A 21,642-nucleotide genomic window follows, 5' to 3' on the forward strand; every position below is an offset into this window, starting at 1 on the left:
CCTTTTCTCTATTTGTTGGAAAAATCTGGGAGAAAAAGATGAAAGAGATAAAAAATAAGGTCAATACCAATAAGATTACGGAAGGCAGCATTTTCGGTCAGCTGTTATTATTCTTTTTTCCGATTTTGTTTGGCACATTTTTTCAGCAGCTTTACAATACAGCAGATGCAGTGGTAGTAGGCCGTTTTGTAGGCAAACAGGCACTGGCAGCAGTTGGCGGTACTACCAGTACCCTGATCAATCTTCTGGTGGGCTTTTTCGTTGGCCTTTCCAGTGGTGCGACTGTAGTTATTTCCCAGTTTTATGGTGCCAGAAAGCCGGATAAGGTGCATTGGGCCGTGCATACGGCGGTAGCGTTTTCGCTTATAGGCGGTGTTCTGTTTATGATCATCGGTGTTGTTTTTGCCCATATGGCTCTTTCAGCCATGCACACTCCGGAAGATGTACTTACATATGCGGTTGTATACATCCGTATCTATTTCCTGGGTATGATACCAAACCTGATCTATAATATGGGAGCCGGTATCCTGCGTGCAGTGGGGGACTCCAAGCGCCCCTTATATTTCCTTATTGGAAGCTGTATGGTCAATATCCTCTTAGACCTGATCCTGGTAGCAGGACTGCGTCTGGGTGTTGCCGGTGCAGCCATCGCCACCATCAGTTCCCAGTTTTTCAGTGCCTGCATGGTGGTTTATGCGTTGACACATACAGAAGATATGTATAAACTGGTGTGGAGCAAGGTGCGTATTGACGGGCGGATGCTCCAGCGTATCGTGCGCATCGGTATTCCGGCTGGTATGCAGTCGGTTATGTATAACATTTCCAATATCATTATCCAGTCAGGTGTAAATACACTGGGGACAGATAATGTAACTGCCTGGGCTACTTATGGAAAAGTGGACGGACTTTACTGGATGATGATCAATGCTTTGGGAATTTCTGTCACCACTTTTGTAGGACAAAATTATGGTGCCGGCCGTATGGACCGTGTGCATAAGGGTGCAGGGGCCTGTATGATCATTGGAACGATTATGACAGCGATCGTATCCACCTTATTATACTTAAAAGGATATCTGCTGATTGATCTGTTTACATCAGATGCACAGGTACAGGAGATCGGTTTAAGTCTGATCCATTTCCTGGTGCCTACATTGATCACCTATATTACCATAGAGATATTATCCGGTACACTGCGCGGTGTAGGAGATGCCTGGATGCCGTTGATCATGACGGGGATTGGCGTTTGCTGTCTGCGTGTGATCTGGATCATCTTTTTCCTGCCACAGTACAGATCCATCCTGGCAGCTGCGTTCTGCTATCCTTTATCATGGACCATTACTTCCATTGCCTTTGTTATTTATTATTTCTTCTTCAGCAGTCTGCGGCGCGTGGACGGAAGAAAGTGGTTTCAGAAAAAGGATTATTAAAAGAGCTATTAAAGGAGTCGTAAGTTAAAATGATACAGGAGATACCTTATAAATATGATCCGGCATACAAAGATAAAAAGCCGGAACTCACAGACTATCTTTTGCATTATGAATACAATAAAGTAATGCTTTTGAAAGAAAAAGAAGGTTATGTGATCCCTACCTTTCAGGATCTTCTTTCAGAAGAAGACTGCCGGGAAAAGGCGTACTATCTGTTTTCCATCGGTGAAAGAGGCTATTATCTGGTAGATGATCTGAAAGTGCCGGAATTTGGCAGCTACCGCCTGGAAGGAATGCAGATCTTCAGGGAACTGGAACCGGGGTATCAGGCGTTTGCAGGTATTACAGGAAGCCAGATCTACCGTTGGAGAGAAAGCAGGAGGTTCTGCGGCTGCTGTGGCGCAAAGATGAGAGCTGGGACTACAGAACGGTCCATGGTGTGTACAGATTGCGGACATACAGAGTATCCAAAGATCTGTCCGGCTGTGATCGTAGCTATCCGAAATGGGGACAAACTGCTTATGTCCCGGTATGCAAGAGGCACTTACCGCAGGTATGCACTGATCGCAGGTTATGTGGAAGTGGGCGAGACATTTGAAGAATGTGTACGCAGGGAAGTAATGGAAGAAGTAGGCCTGAAGGTGAAAAATATCCGCTATTACAAGAGCCAGCCATGGTCCTTTTCTGACTCTGTGATGATCGGTTTTACCGCAGACCTGGATGGAGATGATACCATCCGGTTAGAGGAAGATGAACTGGCAGAGGCTGGTTGGTTTAGCCGGGATGAGATCGTAGAGTACCCGCCTTATATCAGCGTGGGACATGAGATGATGAAGGCGTTTAAAGACGGGACTCTTTTTGAAGACCAGGGATGATCCGAAATTGATATAAAATAAGGTAATGCGATCACAGACTGGTACGAAAGCTGAATATTTGTTTAGAAGGGAATTAATTACAACATGAAAAATAAAGATTATCTGCTGTTTGACCTGGACGGAACGCTGACAGATCCAAAAGAGGGGATCACAAAGGCAGTTCAGTATGCATTAAAACACTATGGGATCCAGGTGGATGATCTGGACAGTTTATGTCCTTTTATCGGTCCGCCATTAAAAGACAGCTTCCAGAAATATTATGATTTTTCTGAACAGCAGGCAAAGGAAGCGATCCAGGTGTACCGTGAATATTTTTCCGTTACAGGCTGGAGCCAGAATAAAGTATTTCCAGGCATTCCGGAAATGTTAGGAGAATTAAAAGCAGCGGGAAAGAAGCTGTATCTTGCAACCTCCAAACCGGAGGTATTTGCAAAGCAGATCCTGGAACATTTTGATCTGGCTTCTTATTTTGAGTTTGTTGGAGGCGCTGACCTGGAGGAGACCCGTGTAGGAAAAGGGGATGTGATCCAGTATGTTTTAGATACCTGCGGCCTTTCTGACAAAAAAGAAAAGATCCTGATGATCGGTGACAGAGAACATGATGTATTGGGGGCCAGAAAGCAGGGATTAGAGTGCGTAGGCGTCCTGTTTGGCTATGGTGACAGGAAGGAAATGGAAGACTGCCACGCTGCTTATATAGCTGAAAGTATTAATGAATTGAGAAAAATGCTCTTATCATAACCAGAAGGCATAATATCCATTACTATTAGGCAATTGACAAAGTGGGTAATGGTTGTTATTATAAAAACTAATATGTGGGACGCTGAAAGACATTTGTCTGCGGCGGACCGATATGGAGGCAAATGATATGATGGATGACAGAATCGTGTTATCATTGTTAGTGGATAATACGGCAGGTGTTCTGTCCCGTGTAGCGGGTATGTTCAGCCGCCGTGGATATAATATTGAGAGCCTGACAGTAGGTGTTACTGCAGACCCAAGGTATTCCAGAATGACCGTTGTGTCACTGGGAGACCAGAATGTTCTTGAGCAGATCAAGAACCAGTTAAATAAACTGGAAGATGTAAGAGATATCAAGGAACTTCATCCGGATCGCTCTGTATACAGGGAGCTTATGATGATCAAGGTAAGAGCCGGATCAAATGATCGTCAGGCGGTCAGCGCCATCTCAAGTATTTTCCGTGCAACCATTGTGGATGTGGGAAAAGATTCCCTGACTGTTATGCTGACAGGAGACCAGTCAAAACTGGATGCGCTCATTAATCTGCTAGAAGATTATGAGATCCTGGAACTGGCCCGTACCGGACTCACCGGACTGGAGCGTGGCAGCGAAGACATCCGCATTTTGCCATAAGGCAAAATGAAAAAAGAGCTTAAGGGGGCAGCCAAAGGCGAACAGAGAGGCGTCGGACTTGCTGTCTTAACATAAATATGCCAGTGAATTTGCTGGTGATAAGTTTTATACTTTTATACGATAGTAGGAGGAAAAAACGCTATGGCAAAGATTTATTATCAGGAAGACTGTAACCTTTCAATGTTAGAGGGAAAGACCATCGCTATTATTGGTTACGGCAGCCAGGGACATGCACATGCATTAAACTTAAAGGAATCCGGATGCAATGTTATCATTGGTCTGTATGAGGGAAGCCGCTCCTGGAAGAGAGCAGAAGAGCAGGGCTTCACTGTATATACTGCAGCAGAGGCTGCAAAGAGAGCAGATATCATCATGATCCTGATCAACGATGAGCTGCAGGCAGATATGTACAAGAAGGACATCGAGCCAAACTTAAAGGATGGCGATATGCTGATGTTCGCACATGGCTTCAATATCCACTTCGGATGCATCAAGCCACCAAAGAATGTAGATGTTACCATGATCGCTCCTAAGGCACCAGGCCACACTGTACGTAGTGAGTACCAGGCTGGCAAGGGAACTCCTTGTCTGGTAGCTGTAGAGCAGGATTATACAGGAAAAGCACTGGAGAAAGCACTGGCTTACGGCCTTGCAATCGGTGGTGCAAGAGCAGGTCTGTTAGAGACCACCTTCCGTACTGAGACAGAAACTGACCTGTTTGGTGAGCAGGCTGTTCTTTGCGGCGGTGTTTGCGCTTTAATGCAGGCTGGTTTCGAGACTCTGGTAGAAGCTGGATATGATCCAAGAAACGCTTACTTCGAGTGTATCCATGAGATGAAGCTGATCGTAGACCTGATCTATCAGTCTGGTTTCGCTGGAATGCGTTACTCTATCTCCAATACCGCTGAGTATGGTGATTATGTAACCGGACCTAAGATCGTTACCGCTGAGACTAAGAAGGCTATGAAGAAGATCCTGTCCGATATCCAGGATGGTACCTTCGCTAAGGAATTCTTACTTGATATGTCCCCAGCAGGCCGTCAGGTACACTTCCAGGCTATGAGAAAGCTTGCTTCCGAGCATCCATCAGAGAAGGTTGGTGCTGAGATCCGTAAGCTGTACAGCTGGAATAATGAGTCTGATAAGCTGATCAACAACTAAGCACAATTTTACTTTTGTGAAATTGCGCGCTACTCAAACGTAATGTAATGGAGTTTGAGTTTCCCGTACACGCTACCCAAACGTAGCGAAGCGCGTATAAAATATTAAAACTCCCGGAAGTTCAGAAGGCTGTGACCTTTGAAATTCCGGGAGTTTTTTTGCGGTTTTTTATATAGCGGCATGGCGTAAAACCATTTTTTCAAGAGAGCCCCTCTCACCACCCGCGCGTCAGCGCGGGTCCAAATCTGTTTTAATATAAAAATTCCAAAAACGTCTTCAGTGACATTGCCTGGTTTGCGGGATGATAGGCAAAACCAATGGTCCGTCTGTGGATCGGTATTTCCAGTGGTAATTCTACCAGTGTACCGTTATCCAGTTCTTTCTGTACCAGTTCCTTGATAACACAGGCAACCCCAAGTCCGATCTTTACGAATTCAATCAGCAGGTCCATTGTGGTTACTTCCAATACCTGTCTTGGTACAATATGATTTTCAGACATGTAATCATCTACATGATGCCGGGTCATATTGCTCTGATCTAAAAGCATGATATTTCCTGTCTCAAAAATATTGGTATCTTTACCTTCCCGTACATACAGATTGTTCAGATAAGCCGGTGTAGTGACAAAGGTATCTTGGATATCCATGACCGGGATAAACGCCAGATCCTTGCGAAGGGATGGCTCTGCCACTAAGCCAAGGTCCAGTTTCTGCTGTTCCAGCCTGGAAAGCGTCTGGGCTGTGGACTGGCTTTCGATAGTCACTTTCATATGGGGATACTGGTCAATAAAGGTTTTAAGATAAGGGAGCAGTACATATTTACAGAGAGTATTGCTGACACCAATGCGCAGATGTCCGATGTCAAATTCCTGGATCCGTTTTAACTCCTGTTCACCTCTGCTTAAAGTATCAAAAGCCTCTTTTGCATGTTCAAACAAAATCTCCCCTTCAGAAGTCAGCTGAACTCCCCGGGAGCTGCGGGTAAACAGAGAAAGCCCCAGACTGTCCTCTAATTTGCTGATGGCCTTGCTGATGGCAGGCTGGCTGATATAAAGTTCTTTGGCAGCTTTGGAAATGTTGCCTGCTTTTGCTACTTCATAAAAGATTTTATATTGAGAAAGATTTTGTTCCATGAAGACCTCCAAAATTCTGTAAGTATGTTTAAAATACATGTATAACATTAATTCATACATACCATATATTTTTATTATATCAGCACATCATAGAAAATGTAAAGTACAGAATAAAGGACCTTCTTATCTAAAGTTTATGGAACAGAAAATAAGGGATTAAGAAAGTTCCTGGGCCAGCTTGATAAACTCCGCCATTTCCCGTGTTACCCATTTATCTTTGTGATAGAGGAGCTGTCTCCAGGTACGGATGGCAAAACGCTTTACCGGAAGGATGCGCAGATAACCTTCTTTTACGGATCGTTCTACTGTAAAATGGGGAAGGAAGGTAACACCTGTATTCTGTCTTAAAAACTGCAGGATAAAGTCAGTGTTTCCAATCTCCAGATAAGGATCCAGATGCTTGCCCATAGCAGCCAGATACTGCTCTAAGAGCAGGCGGTAGCTGGCATCTTTTTCAGTAAGAACAAAAGGATAGGAAAGGATCTCATCCAGTTCCAGTGGTTCGTCACGCTGGGCCAAAGGATGGTCCGGTGTAGCTGCAAATACGATATCCTCAGGTTCTTCTAATACTTTTTCCCATTTCACATCATAGACCCGCTTGTCCATAAAATAAACCAGATCCAACTGGTTGCTGTTGATCTGCTCTAACAGCTGGTCCGGGGAGTCGGTGCGGATGCTGATGTTCACTTCCGGGTGACGTTTGTGGTACTCCGTCAGGAGGTTGGGGAAAATAGATGCGCAGATAGACTCAATGGTCCCGATACACAGGCGGCCCGTCAGTTTTTGGGGATGGGAAACAGCATCTTTTGCCTGCGCCATGTCCCGTATGATCGAGGCTGCGTATTCATAAAAAACACTGCCCTGGTGTGTCAGGGTGGTCTGTTTGCCGATCCGGTCAAAGAGATGAGCCCCCAGTTCCTGCTCTAACTGTTTGATCTGTATGGTAACAGCGGCCTGGGAATATCCAAGGACTTTGGCGGCTTTGGAAAAACTTTGCAGCTTTGCCACCTGAAGAAAGGTTGACAGTTCACGAAATTCCATAGAATGACCTCGCTTATCTATAAAAGTTTTTAAACAATATGTTTAAAACGTTAAATTTTACATTAGGATAGTTCTATGGTACAGTAAGTGCAGTAATAAATCAAGGGCAAATCTGGAGGCTGTGAAAATGGACAAGACAAATGAAAAATACAATGCGTATATTCAAATTTTAAAAGAGGAACTGATCCCTGCTATGGGATGTACAGAGCCGATCGCTCTGGCTTATGCAGCAGCAGTTGCAAGAAAAGTACTGGGTCAGCTGCCTGAGAGAGTAGACATCGGCGCAAGCGGAAGCATTATCAAGAATGTAAAGTCAGTAATCGTACCAAATACCGATCACTTAAAGGGAATTCCGGCAGCTGCAACTGCAGGTATCATTGCAGGTGATCCTGATAAGGAACTGGAAGTTATCGCAAGTGTAACCAAAGAGCAGGTAGAGGAGATGAAGGAATTTCTGAAAAAGACTCCTATTTCTGTAGAACATGTAGATAACGGACTGACTTTTGACATTATCGTAACCCTGTACAAAGGGGATGAATACGCAAAGGTACGTATTGCCAACTATCACACCAATATTGTCCTGATCGAAAAGAACGGTGAAATTTTAGAGCAGACAGAAGTAGCTGGTGAAACAGAAGAAGGCCTGACAGACAGAAGCCTTTTAAATATGAAAGATATCTGCGATTTTATTAATACAGTAGATGTAGAAGATATCAAACCGATCTTAAAACGTCAGATCGATTATAACTGGGCGATCGCAGAAGAGGGAATTAAAGGAAACTACGGAGCAAACATTGGTAAGGTTCTGTTAGATATGGAAGGAAACAATGTGCGTGTCCGTGCAAAAGCAATGGCAGCAGCTGGTTCTGACGCCCGTATGAACGGATGTGAACTGCCGGTAGTTATCAACTCCGGAAGCGGTAACCAGGGAATTACAGCTTCTGTACCTGTTATCGTATATGCAAAAGAATTAAAGGTAGGAGAAGAGAAGATGTATCGTGCTCTTGCATTATCCAACCTTGCAGCGATCCATCAGAAAACACCGATCGGCCGTCTTTCCGCATACTGTGGTGCAGTCAGCGCAGGTGCGGGCGCAGGTGCAGGTATCGCATATCTGTGCGGCGGCGGTTTCAAAGAGATCGCACATACAGTAGTAAATTCACTGGCTATCGTATCCGGTATTGTCTGTGACGGTGCAAAGGCATCCTGTGCAGCGAAGATCGCATCTGCAGTAGAAGCAGGTATCTTAGGATACAATATGTACATCAGAGGCCAGCAGTTCTACGGCGGTGACGGAATCGTTACCAAGGGTGTAGAAGAGACCTTACAGAATGTAGGCCGTCTTGGAAAAGAAGGAATGAAAGAAACAAACGAAGAGATCATCAAGATCATGATCGGAGAATAAAAAATGACGTTCCCGCTGCCTGCGGTAAGCAGAATAGATCTGTTTTAGAATGAAAAATCCCTGAGCACATGTTATAGTGTGTTCAGGGATTTTTTAACACATCAGTCGTTATCAGGCAGCAGCTTGATAATGACCATGATATTCTTAATAAACATACCTTCCTTTAACTCAATATCATCTACATGGGTAGAAGGCGGGATCTCACAGGTATCTTCCAGTTCTGCAGTGATCCAGTTTCTGGCTGCGTCTCTGGCATTTTCAACAGCATCCTCTAAGTCCGGTCCGTCTGCCTCACAACATTCCAGATCCGGGAATTCTACATGAAAACCATTGTCCTTTTCATGAGGGGTAAAAACAGCGGGATATACAAATGTCATAACAGGTTCCTCCTGGTGTATTTATAGTTGTTATTCTCCGATGTATTATACTCTATTTATATAGGAAAAGCAAATATTGGTTTTCGTACAAAAACGGCTTAAAAACTGTTTGAAAAACAGTTCTCATACAAGTATAATAACCACAAAACGGCTATGCAGAGCATGAAAGGCAGGTACAGATATGGGAATGAACGAAACACCTACAGGAGAACGGGTCCATATAGGCTTTTTTGGCAGAAGAAACGCTGGAAAATCCAGCGTGTTAAATGCAGTGATCGGACAGGAACTGGCAGTTGTATCCGATGTAAAAGGAACGACTACAGATCCGGTGTATAAATCCATGGAATTACTTCCGTTAGGACCTGTAACTGTGATCGACACTCCTGGAATTGATGATGAAGGTGAACTGGGAACATTGCGTGTAAGAAAAAGCTATCAGGTGTTAAATAAAACAGATGTAGCTGTGATCGTTGTGGACAGCCAGGCAGGTTTTGGCGAACAGGAGGAGAAACTTCTTAATAGAATGCAGGAAAAGCAGATCCCCTGTGTGTTGGTATTTAATAAGATGGATCAGAAAAATGCAGTCTGTCCGGAGAAGATAAAAGATATTCCGGTTCTCGGAGTCAGCGCCCGCACAAAGGCAGGTATCACAGAATTAAAAGAAACTATTGCAAAAGCTGCAAAAACAGAAGCAGTTTCAAAACCACTGGTATCTGACCTGTTAGACCCTTCAGATTTTGTTATTTTGGTAGTTCCTATTGATAAAGCAGCCCCTAAAGGCCGCCTGATCCTTCCGCAGCAGCAGACCATCCGGGATATTTTGGAGGCAGGCGCTGTTTCTATTGTAGTAAAAGATAATGAATTGAAAAACACACTGGAAAATATTGGAAAAAAGCCAAAGCTGGTGATCACAGACAGCCAGGCATTTGGAAAAGTTTCAAAAGATACACCGGAGGACATTCTGCTTACCTCCTTCTCCATTCTCTTTGCCAGATACAAAGGCGAACTGGAGACCATGATCGCAGGAGTGGCAGCTTTAAATAAGATCCGGACCGGCGATAAGATCCTGATCTGCGAAGGCTGCACCCATCACAGACAGTGCGGTGATATCGGAACTGTAAAACTGCCAAACTGGATCCGCCAGTTTACAAAAGCAGAGCCGGAATTTACCTTTACTTCAGGAACGGAATTTCCAGATGATCTGACACAGTACAAACTGATCATCCACTGCGGTGGCTGCATGTTAAATGCAAAAGAGATGAAGTACCGCATTAAATGTGCTTGTGACCAGAATGTTCCTGTTGCCAATTATGGAATGACCATTGCCTATATCCATGGTGTTTTAGAGCGCAGCCTGAAACCTTTCCCGCAGGCAGCAGCATTGCTCCACAGCTGATTTACAGCCAAACACAGCTGGAACACAGTCGAAATACAGCCTGGGCAGCCCATGGAAAAAAGTGCTTGCAATTCCACACACATGATGGTATAGTGTATACGATAACTAATGGATTTTACTTAATGTAAGAGTGGGCGCTGGTCCACTCTTTCGTATTGTTAGGGAAAGAAAGGTGGTGTAGACATGACAAAAAAGGAAAGTTATGAAAGCAGAGTAGAAGCCTATCTTCTTCCACTTATGGAAGAAAACAACTTTGAACTGGTAGATGTAGAGTACGTAAAAGAGGCTGGTACCTGGTATTTAAGGGCTTATATTGATAAGGAAGGCGGAATTGCCGTAGATGACTGTGAAGTGATCAGCCGCAAGCTCAGCGACTGGTTGGATAAAGAAGACTTTATCGATGACAGCTATATCCTGGAAGTAAGTTCACCGGGACTGGGACGTCCTTTAAAGAAAGAAAAAGATTATGTACGCAGCATGGGCCGTGAAGTAGAAGTAAGACTGTACAAGGCGATCGACAGACAGAAGGAATTTACAGGCACATTAAGCGCATATGATGATAAGACAGTGACACTGACCATGGAAGATGGAAGTGAGGCTGTATTTGAAAAGGCAGACATCGCACTGATCCGTCTGGCACTTGATTTTTAACTGTATCATACAGAGAACATGATAGGAGGATAAACATGAATAAGGAACTGTTAGAGGCAATGGAGGTATTGGAAAAAGAGAAAAATATCTCTAAGGATACCATGATAGAGGCAATTGAAAATTCCCTTATCACTGCCTGTAAAAACAATTTCGGCAAGGCTGACAATGTAAAAGTTGTTATGAACCGTACAACCGGTGACTTTGCTGTATACGCAGAGAAGACCGTAGTAGAAGAGGTAGAAGATCCGGTTATGGAGATCAGCCTGGCAGATGCAAGAATGATCAGCGCAAAATACCAGCTTGGTGATACCGTACAGGTTCCTTTAGATTCCAAGAAATTCGGCCGTATCGCTACCCAGAACGCAAAGAACGTTATCCTTCAGAAGATCCGCGAAGAAGAGCGCAAGGCATTATACAATGATTACTACACCATGGAAAAAGACGTTGCTACCGGTATTGTACAGCGTTACCTTGGAAAAAATATCAGTGTTAACCTTGGCAAGTTAGATGCGATCTTAAATGAGAGTGAGCAGGTAAAGGGTGAGACTTTCCGTCCAAATGAGCGTATCAAAGTTTACATCGTAGAAGTAAAGGATACTACAAAGGGACCTCGTATTTCCGTATCCAGAACCCATCCAGACCTTGTAAAGCGTCTGTTTGAAGAGGAAGTATCTGAAGTACATGATGGTACTGTAGAGATCAAGGCCATCGCAAGAGAAGCAGGTTCCAGAACCAAGATCGCAGTTAAGTCCAATGATCCAAGTGTAGATCCAGTAGGCGCATGTGTAGGCGTAAACGGTGCCAGAGTAAATGCCATCGTAAACGAACTGCGCGGTGAGAAGATCGATATCATCAACTGGGATGAAAATCCTGCATACCTGATCGAAAACGCATTAAGCCCGGCAAAGGTTATCTGCGTTGTTGCAGACGAAGAAGCAAGAGAAGCACAGGTCATCGTTCCTGATTATCAGTTATCACTGGCAATCGGTAAAGAGGGACAGAATGCACGTCTTGCAGCAAGACTGACTGGATTTAAGATCGATATCAAGAGCGAGACACAGGCAAAGGAAATGGGCCTGTTTGAGCAGATGGGCTTACAGTACGGTGATGCTCCGGCTCCTTCTTATGAGGAAGAGAATGCAGAAGATGCAGAGCAGGAAGCAACAGAAGAGCCAGCTCAGGATGACTACCAGGAAGAAAACAACGAACAGTAAAAAGGTTTTCCGGAAGATGAGGAGTGATCAAAGGTGAGTGTAAAGAAGATCCCGCTGAGGCAGTGCATTGGCTGCGGTGAGATGAAAAGTAAAAAAGAAATGATTAGAGTGATCAAAACAGCCGAAGGTGAGATCTTATTAGATGCTACCGGACGTAAAAACGGCCGGGGTGCTTATCTGTGCCCGTCTATGGAGTGCTTTAAGAAGGCTGTGAAAGGCAGAGGCCTGGAACGATCCTTTAAAATGGCGATCCCCAGAGAAGTTTATGAGACTCTGGAAAAGGAGATGGAAGAAATTGACAGACAAGAATAAAGTATTTAGTATGATCGGACTGGCGACCAGAGCGAGAAAAGTGGTCAGCGGAGAATTTTCTACAGAGAAATCCGTTAAAAGCGGACGTTCCCATATGGTGATCGTATCAGAAGAAGCTTCTGATAATACAAAGAAAATGTTTACCAATATGTGTACTCACTATAAAGTTCCCATCTATCTGTTCGGCACAAAAGAGGAACTTGGGCATGCTATGGGACAGGAATTTCGTGCTTCCCTTTCAGTAGAGGACGCAGGATTTGCCAAGACCCTGGCATCACGGATGAATGTAAATGGAGGTAGTTTGAATGAGAGTAAGTGAACTGGCAAATGAACTGGGTAAGACCAGTAAAGAAGTATTAGATATTATTAAACAGAAAGACAGCTCTGCAGCTCTTTTTGCAGCTTCCAGCGTATCTAAGGACCAGGAAAATATGGTAAGAAATGCTGTTAGCCAGAAGAAAGAGGGAAAGACAGAGCCTGCAAAGAAGAAACTGACAGCTGTATTCCGTCCGCAGAACGCACAGCAGCAGATCAAGCGTCCGGTACCAAAGCAGCATCCAAAGCCACAGCAGGCACCTGCTAAGGCAGAAGAGACCAAACCGGTACAGGCGGCAGAAGTAAAGCCACAGGTACAGGAAGCATCTGCTCCGGCAGCAGAGAGCAGACCTGCACAGGCTGAAAGAGGAGATTTCCAGGGCAGAAGCCAGAACGGCTACCAGGGAAGAGATAACCGCGGTGAGAGACCACAGGGCGGTTATCAGAACCGTGATGGAAGAAACGGCAGCTACCAGGGAAGAGACAATAACCGTGGTGAGAGACCACAGGGCGGCTATCAGAACCGTGATGGAAGAAACGGCGGCTACCAGGGAAGAGATAATAACCGTGGAGACAGACCACAGGGCGGCTACCAGAATCGTGATGGAAGAAACGGCGGCTATCAGGGAAGAGATAACCGTGGTGAGAGACCACAGGGCGGTTATCAGAACCGTGACGGCAGACCACAGGGCGGCGGCTATCAGAACCGTGGAGACAGACCACAGGGTGGCTTCCAGAACCGTGGGGACAGACCACAGGGGGTTGGCTATCAGAACCGTGGAGACAGACCACAGGGCGGCTATCAGAACCGCGATGGCAGACCACAGGGCGGTTTCCAGAACCGTGACAGAAATCAGGGCGGCTTTGGCTCCCGTTTCGGAGAAGATAAGGATAAGGACAATACAAGCAGAAATGGCAGCAGAGACAACCGCCGTTCATCTGGAAACAGAGACAACCGTTCATCTGCTTTTGATACCCCGATCCAGACCAAGCCAAGCAGCACCCGTCAGGCAAACAAGAACGCTCATAAGAATGACCGTTTTGACAAGAGAGACAGAGAAGAAGACGGAAAGAAGAAAGCACCAAAGACAGGAAAGGGAGCTTTCATCATGCCACAGCCTAAGAAAGAAGAGGCTAAGGTTGAGGAGGTTAAGACCATTACCCTTCCAGAGCGCTTAACTATTAAGGAACTGGCTGATAAGATGAAGCTGCAGCCATCCGTTATCGTTAAGAAGCTGTTCTTAAAGGGACAGATGGTTACCTTAAACCAGGAGATCGACTACGATCAGGCAGAAGAGATCGCAATGGAATTTGACGTTCTCTGCGAGCAGGAAGAAAAGGTAGACGTAATTGCTGAACTTCTGAAAGAAGAGGACGAAAACGAGGCAGATATGGTTTCCAGACCTCCTGTAGTCTGCGTAATGGGTCACGTTGACCATGGTAAAACATCCCTTCTGGATGCCATCCGTCAGACTAACGTAACTGCAAGAGAGGCAGGCGGTATCACCCAGCACATCGGTGCTTCTGTTATTGAGATTAACGGCAGAAAGATCACTTTCCTTGATACACCTGGACATGAGGCATTTACAGCTATGCGTATGAGAGGTGCCCAGTCTACTGATATCGCTATCCTGGTAGTAGCAGCAGACGACGGCGTTATGCCACAGACTGTTGAGGCGATCAACCATGCAAAGGCAGCTGGCGTAGAGATCATCGTTGCTATCAACAAGATCGATAAGCCAAGTGCAAACATTGACAAAGTAAAACAGGAATTGGCTGAATATGAGCTGATCCCGGAAGACTGGGGCGGCAGCACTATTTTCGTTCCTGTATCCGCACATACAAAAGAGGGTATCACAGACCTTCTGGAAATGGTACTTTTAACAGCAGATGTTCTTGAATTAAAGGCAAATCCAAACCGTAAGGGCCGTGGACTTGTGATCGAGGCTGAGCTGGATAAGGGCAAAGGACCTGTTGCAACTGTACTGGTACAGAAAGGTACCTTAAGAGTAGGTGACACCATTGCTGCAGGTGCATGCTATGGTAAGATCCGTGCTATGATGGATGATAAGGGCCGCAGAGTAAAAGAGGCTGGTCCATCCACTCCTGTAGAGATCTTAGGTTTAAATGATGTTCCACAGGCTGGTGAGGTATTCGTAGCAACTGAGAACGAGAAAGAAGCAAGAAGCTTTGCAGAAACCTTCATTTCTGAGAGCAAGAACAAGCTTCTGGAAGATACTAAGGCAAAACTGTCTCTGGATGATCTGTTCAGCCAGATCAAGGCAGGAAATGTAAAGGAACTTCCTCTGATCATCAAGGCAGACGTTCAGGGTTCTGTAGAAGCAGTAAAGCAGAGCCTGACCAAGCTGTCTAATGAAGAGGTAGTAGTAAAGGTAATCCACGGCGGCGTTGGTGCTATCAATGAGTCTGACGTTTCCCTGGCTTCTGCTTCCAATGCCATCATCATTGGTTTCAATGTACGTCCTGATGCAACTGCAAAATCCATTGCAGAGCGTGAGAAAGTAGATGTACGTCTGTACAAGGTCATCTACCAGGCCATCGAAGATGTAGAAGCTGCTATGAAGGGTATGCTGGATCCTGTATTCGAGGAGAAGGTGATCGGTCATGCAGTGATCCGTCAGCTGTTCAAGGCTTCCGGTGTTGGCACCATCGCGGGTTCCTATGTACTGGATGGCAAGTTCCAGAGAGGCTGCAGCTGCCGTATTACAAGAGAAGGCGAGCAGATCTACGATGGACCTTTAGCTTCCTTAAAGCGTTTCAAGGACGATGTAAAGGAAGTTGCTGCAGGATATGAGTGTGGTCTTGTATTCGAGAAGTTCAATGATCTTCAGGAAGATGACCAGATCGAAGCTTATATGATGGTAGAGGTTCCTAGATAGTCTGCTGTATAGAATATAGTTTCGTTTTTGAAAGAAAGGGATCATAATGCGTAAAAACAGCATTAAAAATACAAGGATCAATATGGAGGTCCAGAGGGAATTAAGTCAGATCATCCGTTCTGAGATCAAAGACCCGAGGATCCATCCGCTGACCAGTGTTGTAGCCGTAGAGGTAACTCCGGACTTAAAATACTGCAAGGCATATATCAGTGTGTTAGGTGATGAAGAAGCCGGCAAGGCAACCATCGAAGGACTGCGCAGCGCAGCTTCCTTCGTGCGCCGGGAACTGGCTCACAGAGTCAATTTACGTAACACTCCTGAAATTAAATTTATACTGGATCAGTCTATTGAATATGGCGTAAACATGTCAAAACTGATCGATGAAGTGACAAAAGATCTTCATGATGATGAGGAGGAGGGACTGGAATGACGGTTCTTGAACAGGCGTTAGAAGGAACAAAGTCTGTAGCGATTTTGGGCCATGTAAGACCGGATGGCGATTGCCTCGGCTCTACTCTGGGTCTGTATAATTATCTTCTTGCTTCCTATCCGGATATACAGGCAGCTGTATATCTGGAGGAAGCTTCCTCAAAATTTGCCTATTTAAAGGGCTATGATGAGATCCACCATGAAACAGATGACAAAGAATATGAGCTTTGCATCTGCCTTGACAGCAGTGATGAAGAACGTCTGGGGGATTTTAACGTGTATCTGAAGCGGGCGAAAAAAAGCCTTTGCATCGATCATCACGTAACCAACACACGTTACTGCCAGGTCAATTTAGTGGCAGCTGATGCAAGTTCTGCCAGCGAAGTCCTTTTTGAACAGTTAAATCCGGATAACGTGGATAAAAATGTGGCAGAATGCCTGTATACAGGGATCGTACATGATACCGGTGTGTTCAAGTATTCCTGCACTTCTGCAAAGACGATGGAGATTGCCGGTTTCCTGATGGGAAAAGGCGTTGACTTTGGAAGCATCATTGACAACAGCTTCTACAAAAAGACTTATGTGCAGAACCAGATCATGGGAAGAGCGCTTCTTGAAAGCATTACCTTCCTTGATGGAAAGGCCATTTTCAGTGCCCTGCGCCAGTCTGATCTGGACTTTTACGGTGTGACCGGAAAAGACCTTGACGGTATCATCGACCAGCTGCGTCTTACAGAGGGAGTGGAGGTTGCTATTTTCCTGTATGAGACAGGACCTCAGCAGTATAAGGTAAGTCTGCGTTCCCAGAAAATCGTAGATGTAAGCCAGGTAGCGTTCTATTTTGGCGGCGGCGGTCATGTGCGTGCAGCAGGCTGTACCATGTCCGGAAGTATTCATGATGTGATCAATAATCTGTCCCTTCACATTGCCAAGCAGTTAGATGCTGCGGCAGCCGGGGAGGTTTAAATGTATCACGGAATCATTAATGTGTATAAAGAGCCGGGCTATACATCCCATGATGTTGTAGCCCGGCTTCGAGGGATTTTAAGACAGAAAAAGATCGGCCATACGGGAACCCTTGATCCGGCGGCCAAGGGCGTCCTTCCGGTGTGTCTGGGAAATGGGACAAGGCTTTGTGACATGCTTACAGACCGGTCCAAAACCTATGAGGCAGTGCTTCTTTTAGGACAGACTACGGACACCCAGGATACCACAGGAACGGTGCTTACGGAAGATCATGAAAAGGCGTTAGAACTGGATGAAGAACAGGTGCGCCAGGTGATCCTGGATTTTAAGGGAGATTATGACCAGATCCCTCCTATGTACTCTGCTTTAAAAGTAGATGGAAAGAAGCTTTGCGACCTTGCAAGAGCAGGAAAAGAAGTAGAGCGCAAGGCAAGAAGAGTACAGATCTTAGATATTTCTGTTGAAAAAATAGAACTGCCAAGAGTCTGGATGACAGTCAGCTGTTCCAAAGGAACCTACATAAGAACTCTCTGTGAAGATATTGGAGCTAAATTAGGAGTCGGGGGCTGCATGGAGTCTCTCCTGCGTACCCGTGTAGACCGTTTTCAGGTAAAAGACAGTTTGAAACTGGATGAGATCGAAGTTTTAAGAGATGAAGGAAAAGTAGGAGAATATATCTGTTCTCTGGAAGAAGCCTTAGAAGGTTATCTGCCTGTATACACAACAGCAGAAGGGGACAAGGCTTTGAAAAATGGAAATCCCTGCTTTAAACAGCAGTTAGACCTGGAAAAAAGTACATCTTTAGAAGAAAGAAAAAGCGGAGACAGATACCGTATGTACAACAGCCAGGGGATCTTTATGGGTGTATATGAATACCAGGAAGAAAAACACTGGTGGAAACCATGGAAAATGTTCATGCCGGATGGAGAAGGAAACTGATGAAATATATAGCAGATACAGTGGATTTTCAGCTGGAAGAGCCCACTGTGGTAACTCTTGGAAAATTTGACGGAAGACACAGAGGACATCAGAAGCTTCTGCATACAATGGAAGAACTGAAAGAAACACTGGGCTATGCAACTGCTATTTTTACCTTCAGCACAGCCCCATTAAGCCTTGTTACAGGTGAAGCTGCCACTGTGATCACAACCAGTGAAGAACGACGTCATAATATGGAAAAAATGGGGATCGATTACCTGGTGGAGTATCCTTTTACAGATGATGTGCGTAAAATGGACCCTTCTGTATTTGTAAAGGATATCTTGGTAAAACGGATGCGGGCAAAAGCCATGGTAGTGGGGCCGGACTGCAGTTTTGGCTACAAAGGCGCCGGAAATGTAGAACTTCTCAGATCTTTAAGCAAAGAGCTGGGATTTGAACTTTATGTGATCCAAAAAGAAAAAGATCACAGAAGAGACATCAGCAGCACCTATATCCGGGAAGAACTTTCCCTGGGAAATGTGGCAAAAGCAAATGAATTGTTAGGAGAACCATATGCCATCCACGGCATTGTAGTCCACGGCAACCATATCGGAGGACCGAGACTGGGCTTTCCAACAGCCAATATCATCCCGCCGGCAAACAAACGTCTGCCCAAATTCGGGGTCTATGTATCCAGAGTCCTTGCACAGGGAAAATATTATAAGGGAGTTACTAATATCGGCAGGAAACCTACGATCCATGGGGATAATCCGGTAGGCGTAGAGACATTTATCTTTGATTTTGACGGAGACATTTACGGAAAAATGATCGAGGTCCAGCTTTTGGAGTTTGACAGGGGAGAACAGAAATTTGCTTCTTTAGAAGAGTTAAAAGAACGGATCGAAAAAGACAAAGAATTTGCTCTTAAGTATTTTGCGGAAAATCCCCTTTACAACCCGGTTAAAATATGATACAGTAACCAAGTATAAAAGAACGCCGAAGCCCCGTTGCCTGGTGACTCCAGCCGGCAGCCTGGTTTAAGGTGAGAAAATTAAATTATTTTAGGAGGAATTACCATGATTTCTAAGGAAAAGAAAGCAGAGATTATCGCACAGTACGGACGTAAGGCAGGAGATACCGGTTCACCAGAAGTTCAGATCGCTATTCTGACAGAGAGAATTGCTGAACTGACCGCTCATCTTCAGCAGAATCCAAAGGATCATCACTCCAGAAGAGGACTTCTGATGATGGTTGGACACAGAAGAGGACTTCTTGATTACCTGAAGAAGACCGATCTGGAAGGCTACCGTGCTCTGATCGAAAAGCTGGGAATCAGAAAGTAATTATCATGAAAGTGTTGCCGGGCGGCTATGTGGATTGCGTGCTTGTACGCAAGGCCGCATAGACATTTGGCAGCGGGCTTTCATTCATGTTAGGGTGGAGTTTACTCCACCCTATATTTGCATGAAGACAGGTGCAAAAGGAACACTCCGGGACCGCTGATGTGTCCCAAACAGATCGTTTGGGATAGATCAGTAGTTTCGGCGTCTTTTGCCCTGTAAAAAACTTGTATATTTACAGAACGTTACATTAAAAGAGAAAAGGAGACACCCCATGTTTAAGAGTTTCAGTATGGACCTGGCTGGCCGTAAGCTGACTGTAGAAGTTGGCCGCGTAGCAGCTCAGGCAAACGGTGCAGCATTTATGCATTACGGCGATACTGTAGTACTTTCTACAGCAACCGCATCTGCAAAGCCAAGAGAAGGCATTGATTTCTTCCCTTTAAGTGTAGAATATGAGGAGAAGTTCTACTCTGTAGGAAAGATCCCAGGCGGCTTCAATAAGAGAGAAGGAAAAGCATCTGAAAATGCCATCCTTACCTCCCGTGTTATCGACCGCCCTATGCGTCCTTTATTCCCAAAGGATTACCGCAATGACGTAACCTTAGACAACGTAGTTATGTCTGTAGATCCAGACTGCAGCCCAGAGCTGACTGCTATGCTTGGTTCTGCTATCGCTACCAGCATTTCTGATATCCCATTTGACGGACCTTGCGCTACTACCCAGGTTGGTCTTATTGATGGTGAATTTGTTATCAACCCAACTTCCGCTCAGAGACAGGTATCTGAGATGGCTCTGACTGTAGCTTCTACCAGAGAGAAAGTTATCATGATCGAAGCTGGTGCCAAGGAAGTTCCTGAGCAGAAGATGATCGAGGCTATTTTCAAAGCTCACGAAGTAAACCAGGAGATCATCCGCTTTATCGATACCATCGTAGCTGAGTGCGGAAAAGAAAAGCACACCTACGAAAGCTGCGCAGTTCCGGAAGAATTATTTGCAGCGATCAAGGAGATCGTTCCTTCTGAAGAGATGGAAACAGCTGTATTTACCGATGACAAGCAGACCCGAGAGGCAAATATTGCAGCTATTACTGAGCGTCTGGAAGAGGCATTTGCTGAGAACGAAGAGTGGCTGCCATTATTAGGCGATGCTATTTATCAGTATGAGAAGAAGACTGTCCGCAAGATGATCTTAAAAGACCACAAGCGTCCAGACGGCCGTGCGATTACACAGATCCGTCCTTTAGCAGCTGAGATCGACATCCTTCCAAGAGTACATGGTTCAGGTATGTTCACCCGTGGACAGACCCAGATCTTAAATGCCTGCACACTGGCACCATTATCTGAGGCTCAGAAGATCGATGGCTTAGATGCAAATGAGACAACCAAGCGTTACATGCATCATTACAACTTCCCGTCCTTCTCCGTAGGCGAGACAAAGCCAAGCAGAGGACCGGGCCGTCGTGAGATCGGACATGGCGCACTGGCTGAGCGTGCATTAGTTCCTGTACTTCCAAGTGAAGAAGAGTTCCCATATGCGATCCGTACTGTATCTGAGACTATGGAGTCTAATGGTTCTACTTCCCAGGCAAGTATCTGTGCATCCACTCTGTCCTTAATGGCAGCAGGTGTACCGATCAAGCGTATGGTAGCTGGTATCTCCTGTGGTCTGGTAACAGGTGAGACTGATGACGATTACATCGTTCTGACCGATATCCAGGGGCTGGAAGACTTCTTCGGCGATATGGACTTTAAGGTAGGCGGTACTGAAAAGGGTATCACTGCTATCCAGATGGATATTAAGATCCATGGTCTGACCCGTCCGATCATTGAAGAGGCAATTGCAAGAACCCGTGAAGCAAGAATGTACATCTTAGACAATGTTATGAAGCCAGTTATCTCCGAGCCTAGAAAGCACTTAAGCCAGTATGCTCCAAAGATCAAGCAGATCACCATTGATCCTCAGAAGATCGGCGATGTAGTTGGTAAGCAGGGCAAGGTGATCAACAAGATCATCGAAGAGACCGGCGTTAAGATCGACATCAGCGATGATGGTATTGTAAATGTTTGCGGTACTGACGAGGCTATGATCGACCGCGCTATCGCTATTATTACAGGAATTGTTACTGATATCGAAGCTGGAATGGTATTTATCGGCAAGGTAGTACGTATCATGAACTTCGGCGCATTTGTACAGCTGGCACCAAACAAAGACGGTATGGTACACATCTCCAAGCTGTCTGATAAGCGTGTTGCAAAGGTAGAAGATGTTGTAAACATCGGCGACGAAGTAACTGTTAAGGTTGCAGAAGTTGACAAGATGGGAAGAATTAACCTGACCATGAGACCAAGTGACCTGGCAGAGAAGAAGGAAGAAAAAGAAGAAAACTAAAATCAGAGGGTGA

General features: G+C 45.2%; 21 protein-coding genes. 18 read left to right on the forward strand and 3 right to left on the reverse strand.

Annotated features, from left to right (window positions below; genetic code table 11):
- The first annotated feature begins 38 nt into the window (after window positions 1-38).
- From DW251_RS15970 to ilvC, 5 genes are all read left to right on the forward strand, one after another.
- Window positions 39-1,427, forward strand: coding sequence for an MATE family efflux transporter (locus tag DW251_RS15970; RefSeq protein WP_021868785.1), 1,389 nt, complete (start codon window positions 39-41; stop codon window positions 1,425-1,427).
- Between the two features lie 29 nt (window positions 1,428-1,456).
- Window positions 1,457-2,302, forward strand: coding sequence for an NAD(+) diphosphatase (gene nudC, locus DW251_RS15975; protein WP_021868784.1), 846 nt, complete (start codon window positions 1,457-1,459; stop codon window positions 2,300-2,302).
- An 84-nt stretch (window positions 2,303-2,386) separates the two neighbouring features.
- On the forward strand, window positions 2,387-3,043 hold the full coding sequence (locus tag DW251_RS15980; RefSeq protein WP_021868783.1) for an HAD family hydrolase: 657 nt from the start codon (window positions 2,387-2,389) through the stop codon (window positions 3,041-3,043).
- A gap of 130 nt (window positions 3,044-3,173) precedes the next feature.
- Entirely contained in the window at window positions 3,174-3,677 is a 504-nt protein-coding gene (ilvN, locus tag DW251_RS15985) for an acetolactate synthase small subunit (RefSeq protein WP_118301735.1), read from the forward strand.
- Window positions 3,678-3,818: 141 nt separating this feature from the next.
- On the forward strand, window positions 3,819-4,838 hold the full coding sequence (gene ilvC / locus DW251_RS15990) for a ketol-acid reductoisomerase (protein ID WP_118301721.1): 1,020 nt from the start codon (window positions 3,819-3,821) through the stop codon (window positions 4,836-4,838).
- A gap of 250 nt (window positions 4,839-5,088) precedes the next feature.
- Here ilvC and DW251_RS15995 read toward each other — a convergent pair whose 3' ends face one another.
- Window positions 5,089-5,970, reverse strand: a complete 882-nt coding sequence (locus DW251_RS15995) for a LysR family transcriptional regulator (RefSeq protein ID WP_021868780.1) — start codon at window positions 5,968-5,970, stop codon at window positions 5,089-5,091.
- A gap of 156 nt (window positions 5,971-6,126) precedes the next feature.
- On the reverse strand, window positions 6,127-7,011 hold the full coding sequence (locus DW251_RS16000; RefSeq protein WP_021868779.1) for a LysR family transcriptional regulator: 885 nt from the start codon (window positions 7,009-7,011) through the stop codon (window positions 6,127-6,129).
- Window positions 7,012-7,138: 127 nt separating this feature from the next.
- On the opposite strand from DW251_RS16000, the gene DW251_RS16005 reads away from it, so the two are divergent.
- Window positions 7,139-8,416: an L-serine ammonia-lyase, iron-sulfur-dependent, subunit alpha gene (locus tag DW251_RS16005; RefSeq protein WP_021868778.1), complete on the forward strand. Its 1,278-nt coding sequence runs from the start codon at window positions 7,139-7,141 to the stop codon at window positions 8,414-8,416.
- Between the two features lie 101 nt (window positions 8,417-8,517).
- Here the strand turns inward: DW251_RS16005 and DW251_RS16010 are convergent, their stop codons facing one another.
- Window positions 8,518-8,793, reverse strand: coding sequence for a type II toxin-antitoxin system HicB family antitoxin (locus DW251_RS16010; RefSeq protein ID WP_021868777.1), 276 nt, complete (start codon window positions 8,791-8,793; stop codon window positions 8,518-8,520).
- Window positions 8,794-8,974: 181 nt separating this feature from the next.
- Between DW251_RS16010 and hydF the strand changes: the two genes are divergently transcribed.
- The 12 genes from hydF (at window position 8,975) to DW251_RS16070 (ending at window position 21,629) form a co-directional block, all read left to right on the forward strand.
- Complete coding sequence (gene hydF, locus DW251_RS16015; protein ID WP_118301722.1) at window positions 8,975-10,189, forward strand: [FeFe] hydrogenase H-cluster maturation GTPase HydF; 1,215 nt, start codon at window positions 8,975-8,977, stop codon at window positions 10,187-10,189.
- Window positions 10,190-10,372: 183 nt separating this feature from the next.
- Window positions 10,373-10,840 carry a ribosome maturation factor RimP gene (rimP, locus tag DW251_RS16020; RefSeq protein WP_021868775.1) on the forward strand — a complete coding sequence of 156 codons (468 nt, stop codon included), beginning with the start codon at window positions 10,373-10,375 and terminating at the stop codon, window positions 10,838-10,840.
- Window positions 10,841-10,875: 35 nt separating this feature from the next.
- Entirely contained in the window at window positions 10,876-12,054 is a 1,179-nt protein-coding gene (gene nusA / locus DW251_RS16025; RefSeq protein WP_021868774.1) for a transcription termination factor NusA, read from the forward strand.
- Between the two features lie 33 nt (window positions 12,055-12,087).
- A complete protein-coding gene (locus tag DW251_RS16030; protein ID WP_021868773.1) occupies window positions 12,088-12,366 on the forward strand; it encodes a YlxR family protein in 279 nt (92 codons plus the stop codon).
- Window positions 12,350-12,685 (forward strand): ribosomal L7Ae/L30e/S12e/Gadd45 family protein, encoded by a 336-nt coding sequence (locus DW251_RS16035; protein WP_021868772.1) that lies wholly within the window; start codon window positions 12,350-12,352, stop codon window positions 12,683-12,685. The genes DW251_RS16030 and DW251_RS16035 overlap by 17 nt, the downstream gene beginning before the upstream one ends.
- Window positions 12,672-15,581: a translation initiation factor IF-2 gene (gene infB, locus DW251_RS16040; RefSeq protein ID WP_118301723.1), complete on the forward strand. Its 2,910-nt coding sequence runs from the start codon at window positions 12,672-12,674 to the stop codon at window positions 15,579-15,581. The genes DW251_RS16035 and infB overlap by 14 nt, the downstream gene beginning before the upstream one ends.
- A 46-nt stretch (window positions 15,582-15,627) precedes the next feature.
- A complete protein-coding gene (rbfA, locus tag DW251_RS16045) occupies window positions 15,628-16,011 on the forward strand; it encodes a 30S ribosome-binding factor RbfA (protein ID WP_118301724.1) in 384 nt (127 codons plus the stop codon).
- A complete protein-coding gene (locus DW251_RS16050; protein ID WP_118301725.1) occupies window positions 16,008-16,976 on the forward strand; it encodes a bifunctional oligoribonuclease/PAP phosphatase NrnA in 969 nt (322 codons plus the stop codon). The genes rbfA and DW251_RS16050 overlap by 4 nt, the downstream gene beginning before the upstream one ends.
- A complete protein-coding gene (gene truB, locus DW251_RS16055; protein WP_118301726.1) occupies window positions 16,977-17,915 on the forward strand; it encodes a tRNA pseudouridine(55) synthase TruB in 939 nt (312 codons plus the stop codon). It begins immediately after the preceding gene.
- Window positions 17,915-18,868, forward strand: a complete 954-nt coding sequence (locus tag DW251_RS16060; RefSeq protein ID WP_118301727.1) for a bifunctional riboflavin kinase/FAD synthetase — start codon at window positions 17,915-17,917, stop codon at window positions 18,866-18,868. The genes truB and DW251_RS16060 overlap by 1 nt, the downstream gene beginning before the upstream one ends.
- Window positions 18,869-18,973: 105 nt before the next feature.
- Window positions 18,974-19,240: a 30S ribosomal protein S15 gene (gene rpsO / locus DW251_RS16065; protein ID WP_021868967.1), complete on the forward strand. Its 267-nt coding sequence runs from the start codon at window positions 18,974-18,976 to the stop codon at window positions 19,238-19,240.
- Between the two features lie 271 nt (window positions 19,241-19,511).
- Window positions 19,512-21,629 (forward strand): polyribonucleotide nucleotidyltransferase, encoded by a 2,118-nt coding sequence (locus tag DW251_RS16070; protein ID WP_118301728.1) that lies wholly within the window; start codon window positions 19,512-19,514, stop codon window positions 21,627-21,629.
- Window positions 21,630-21,642 lie beyond the last annotated feature (13 nt).

Origin of the sequence: Clostridium sp. AM22-11AC, from assembly GCF_003473545.1 — a bacterium.
In the GTDB taxonomy this organism is placed as follows: domain Bacteria; phylum Bacillota; class Clostridia; order Lachnospirales; family Lachnospiraceae; genus Enterocloster.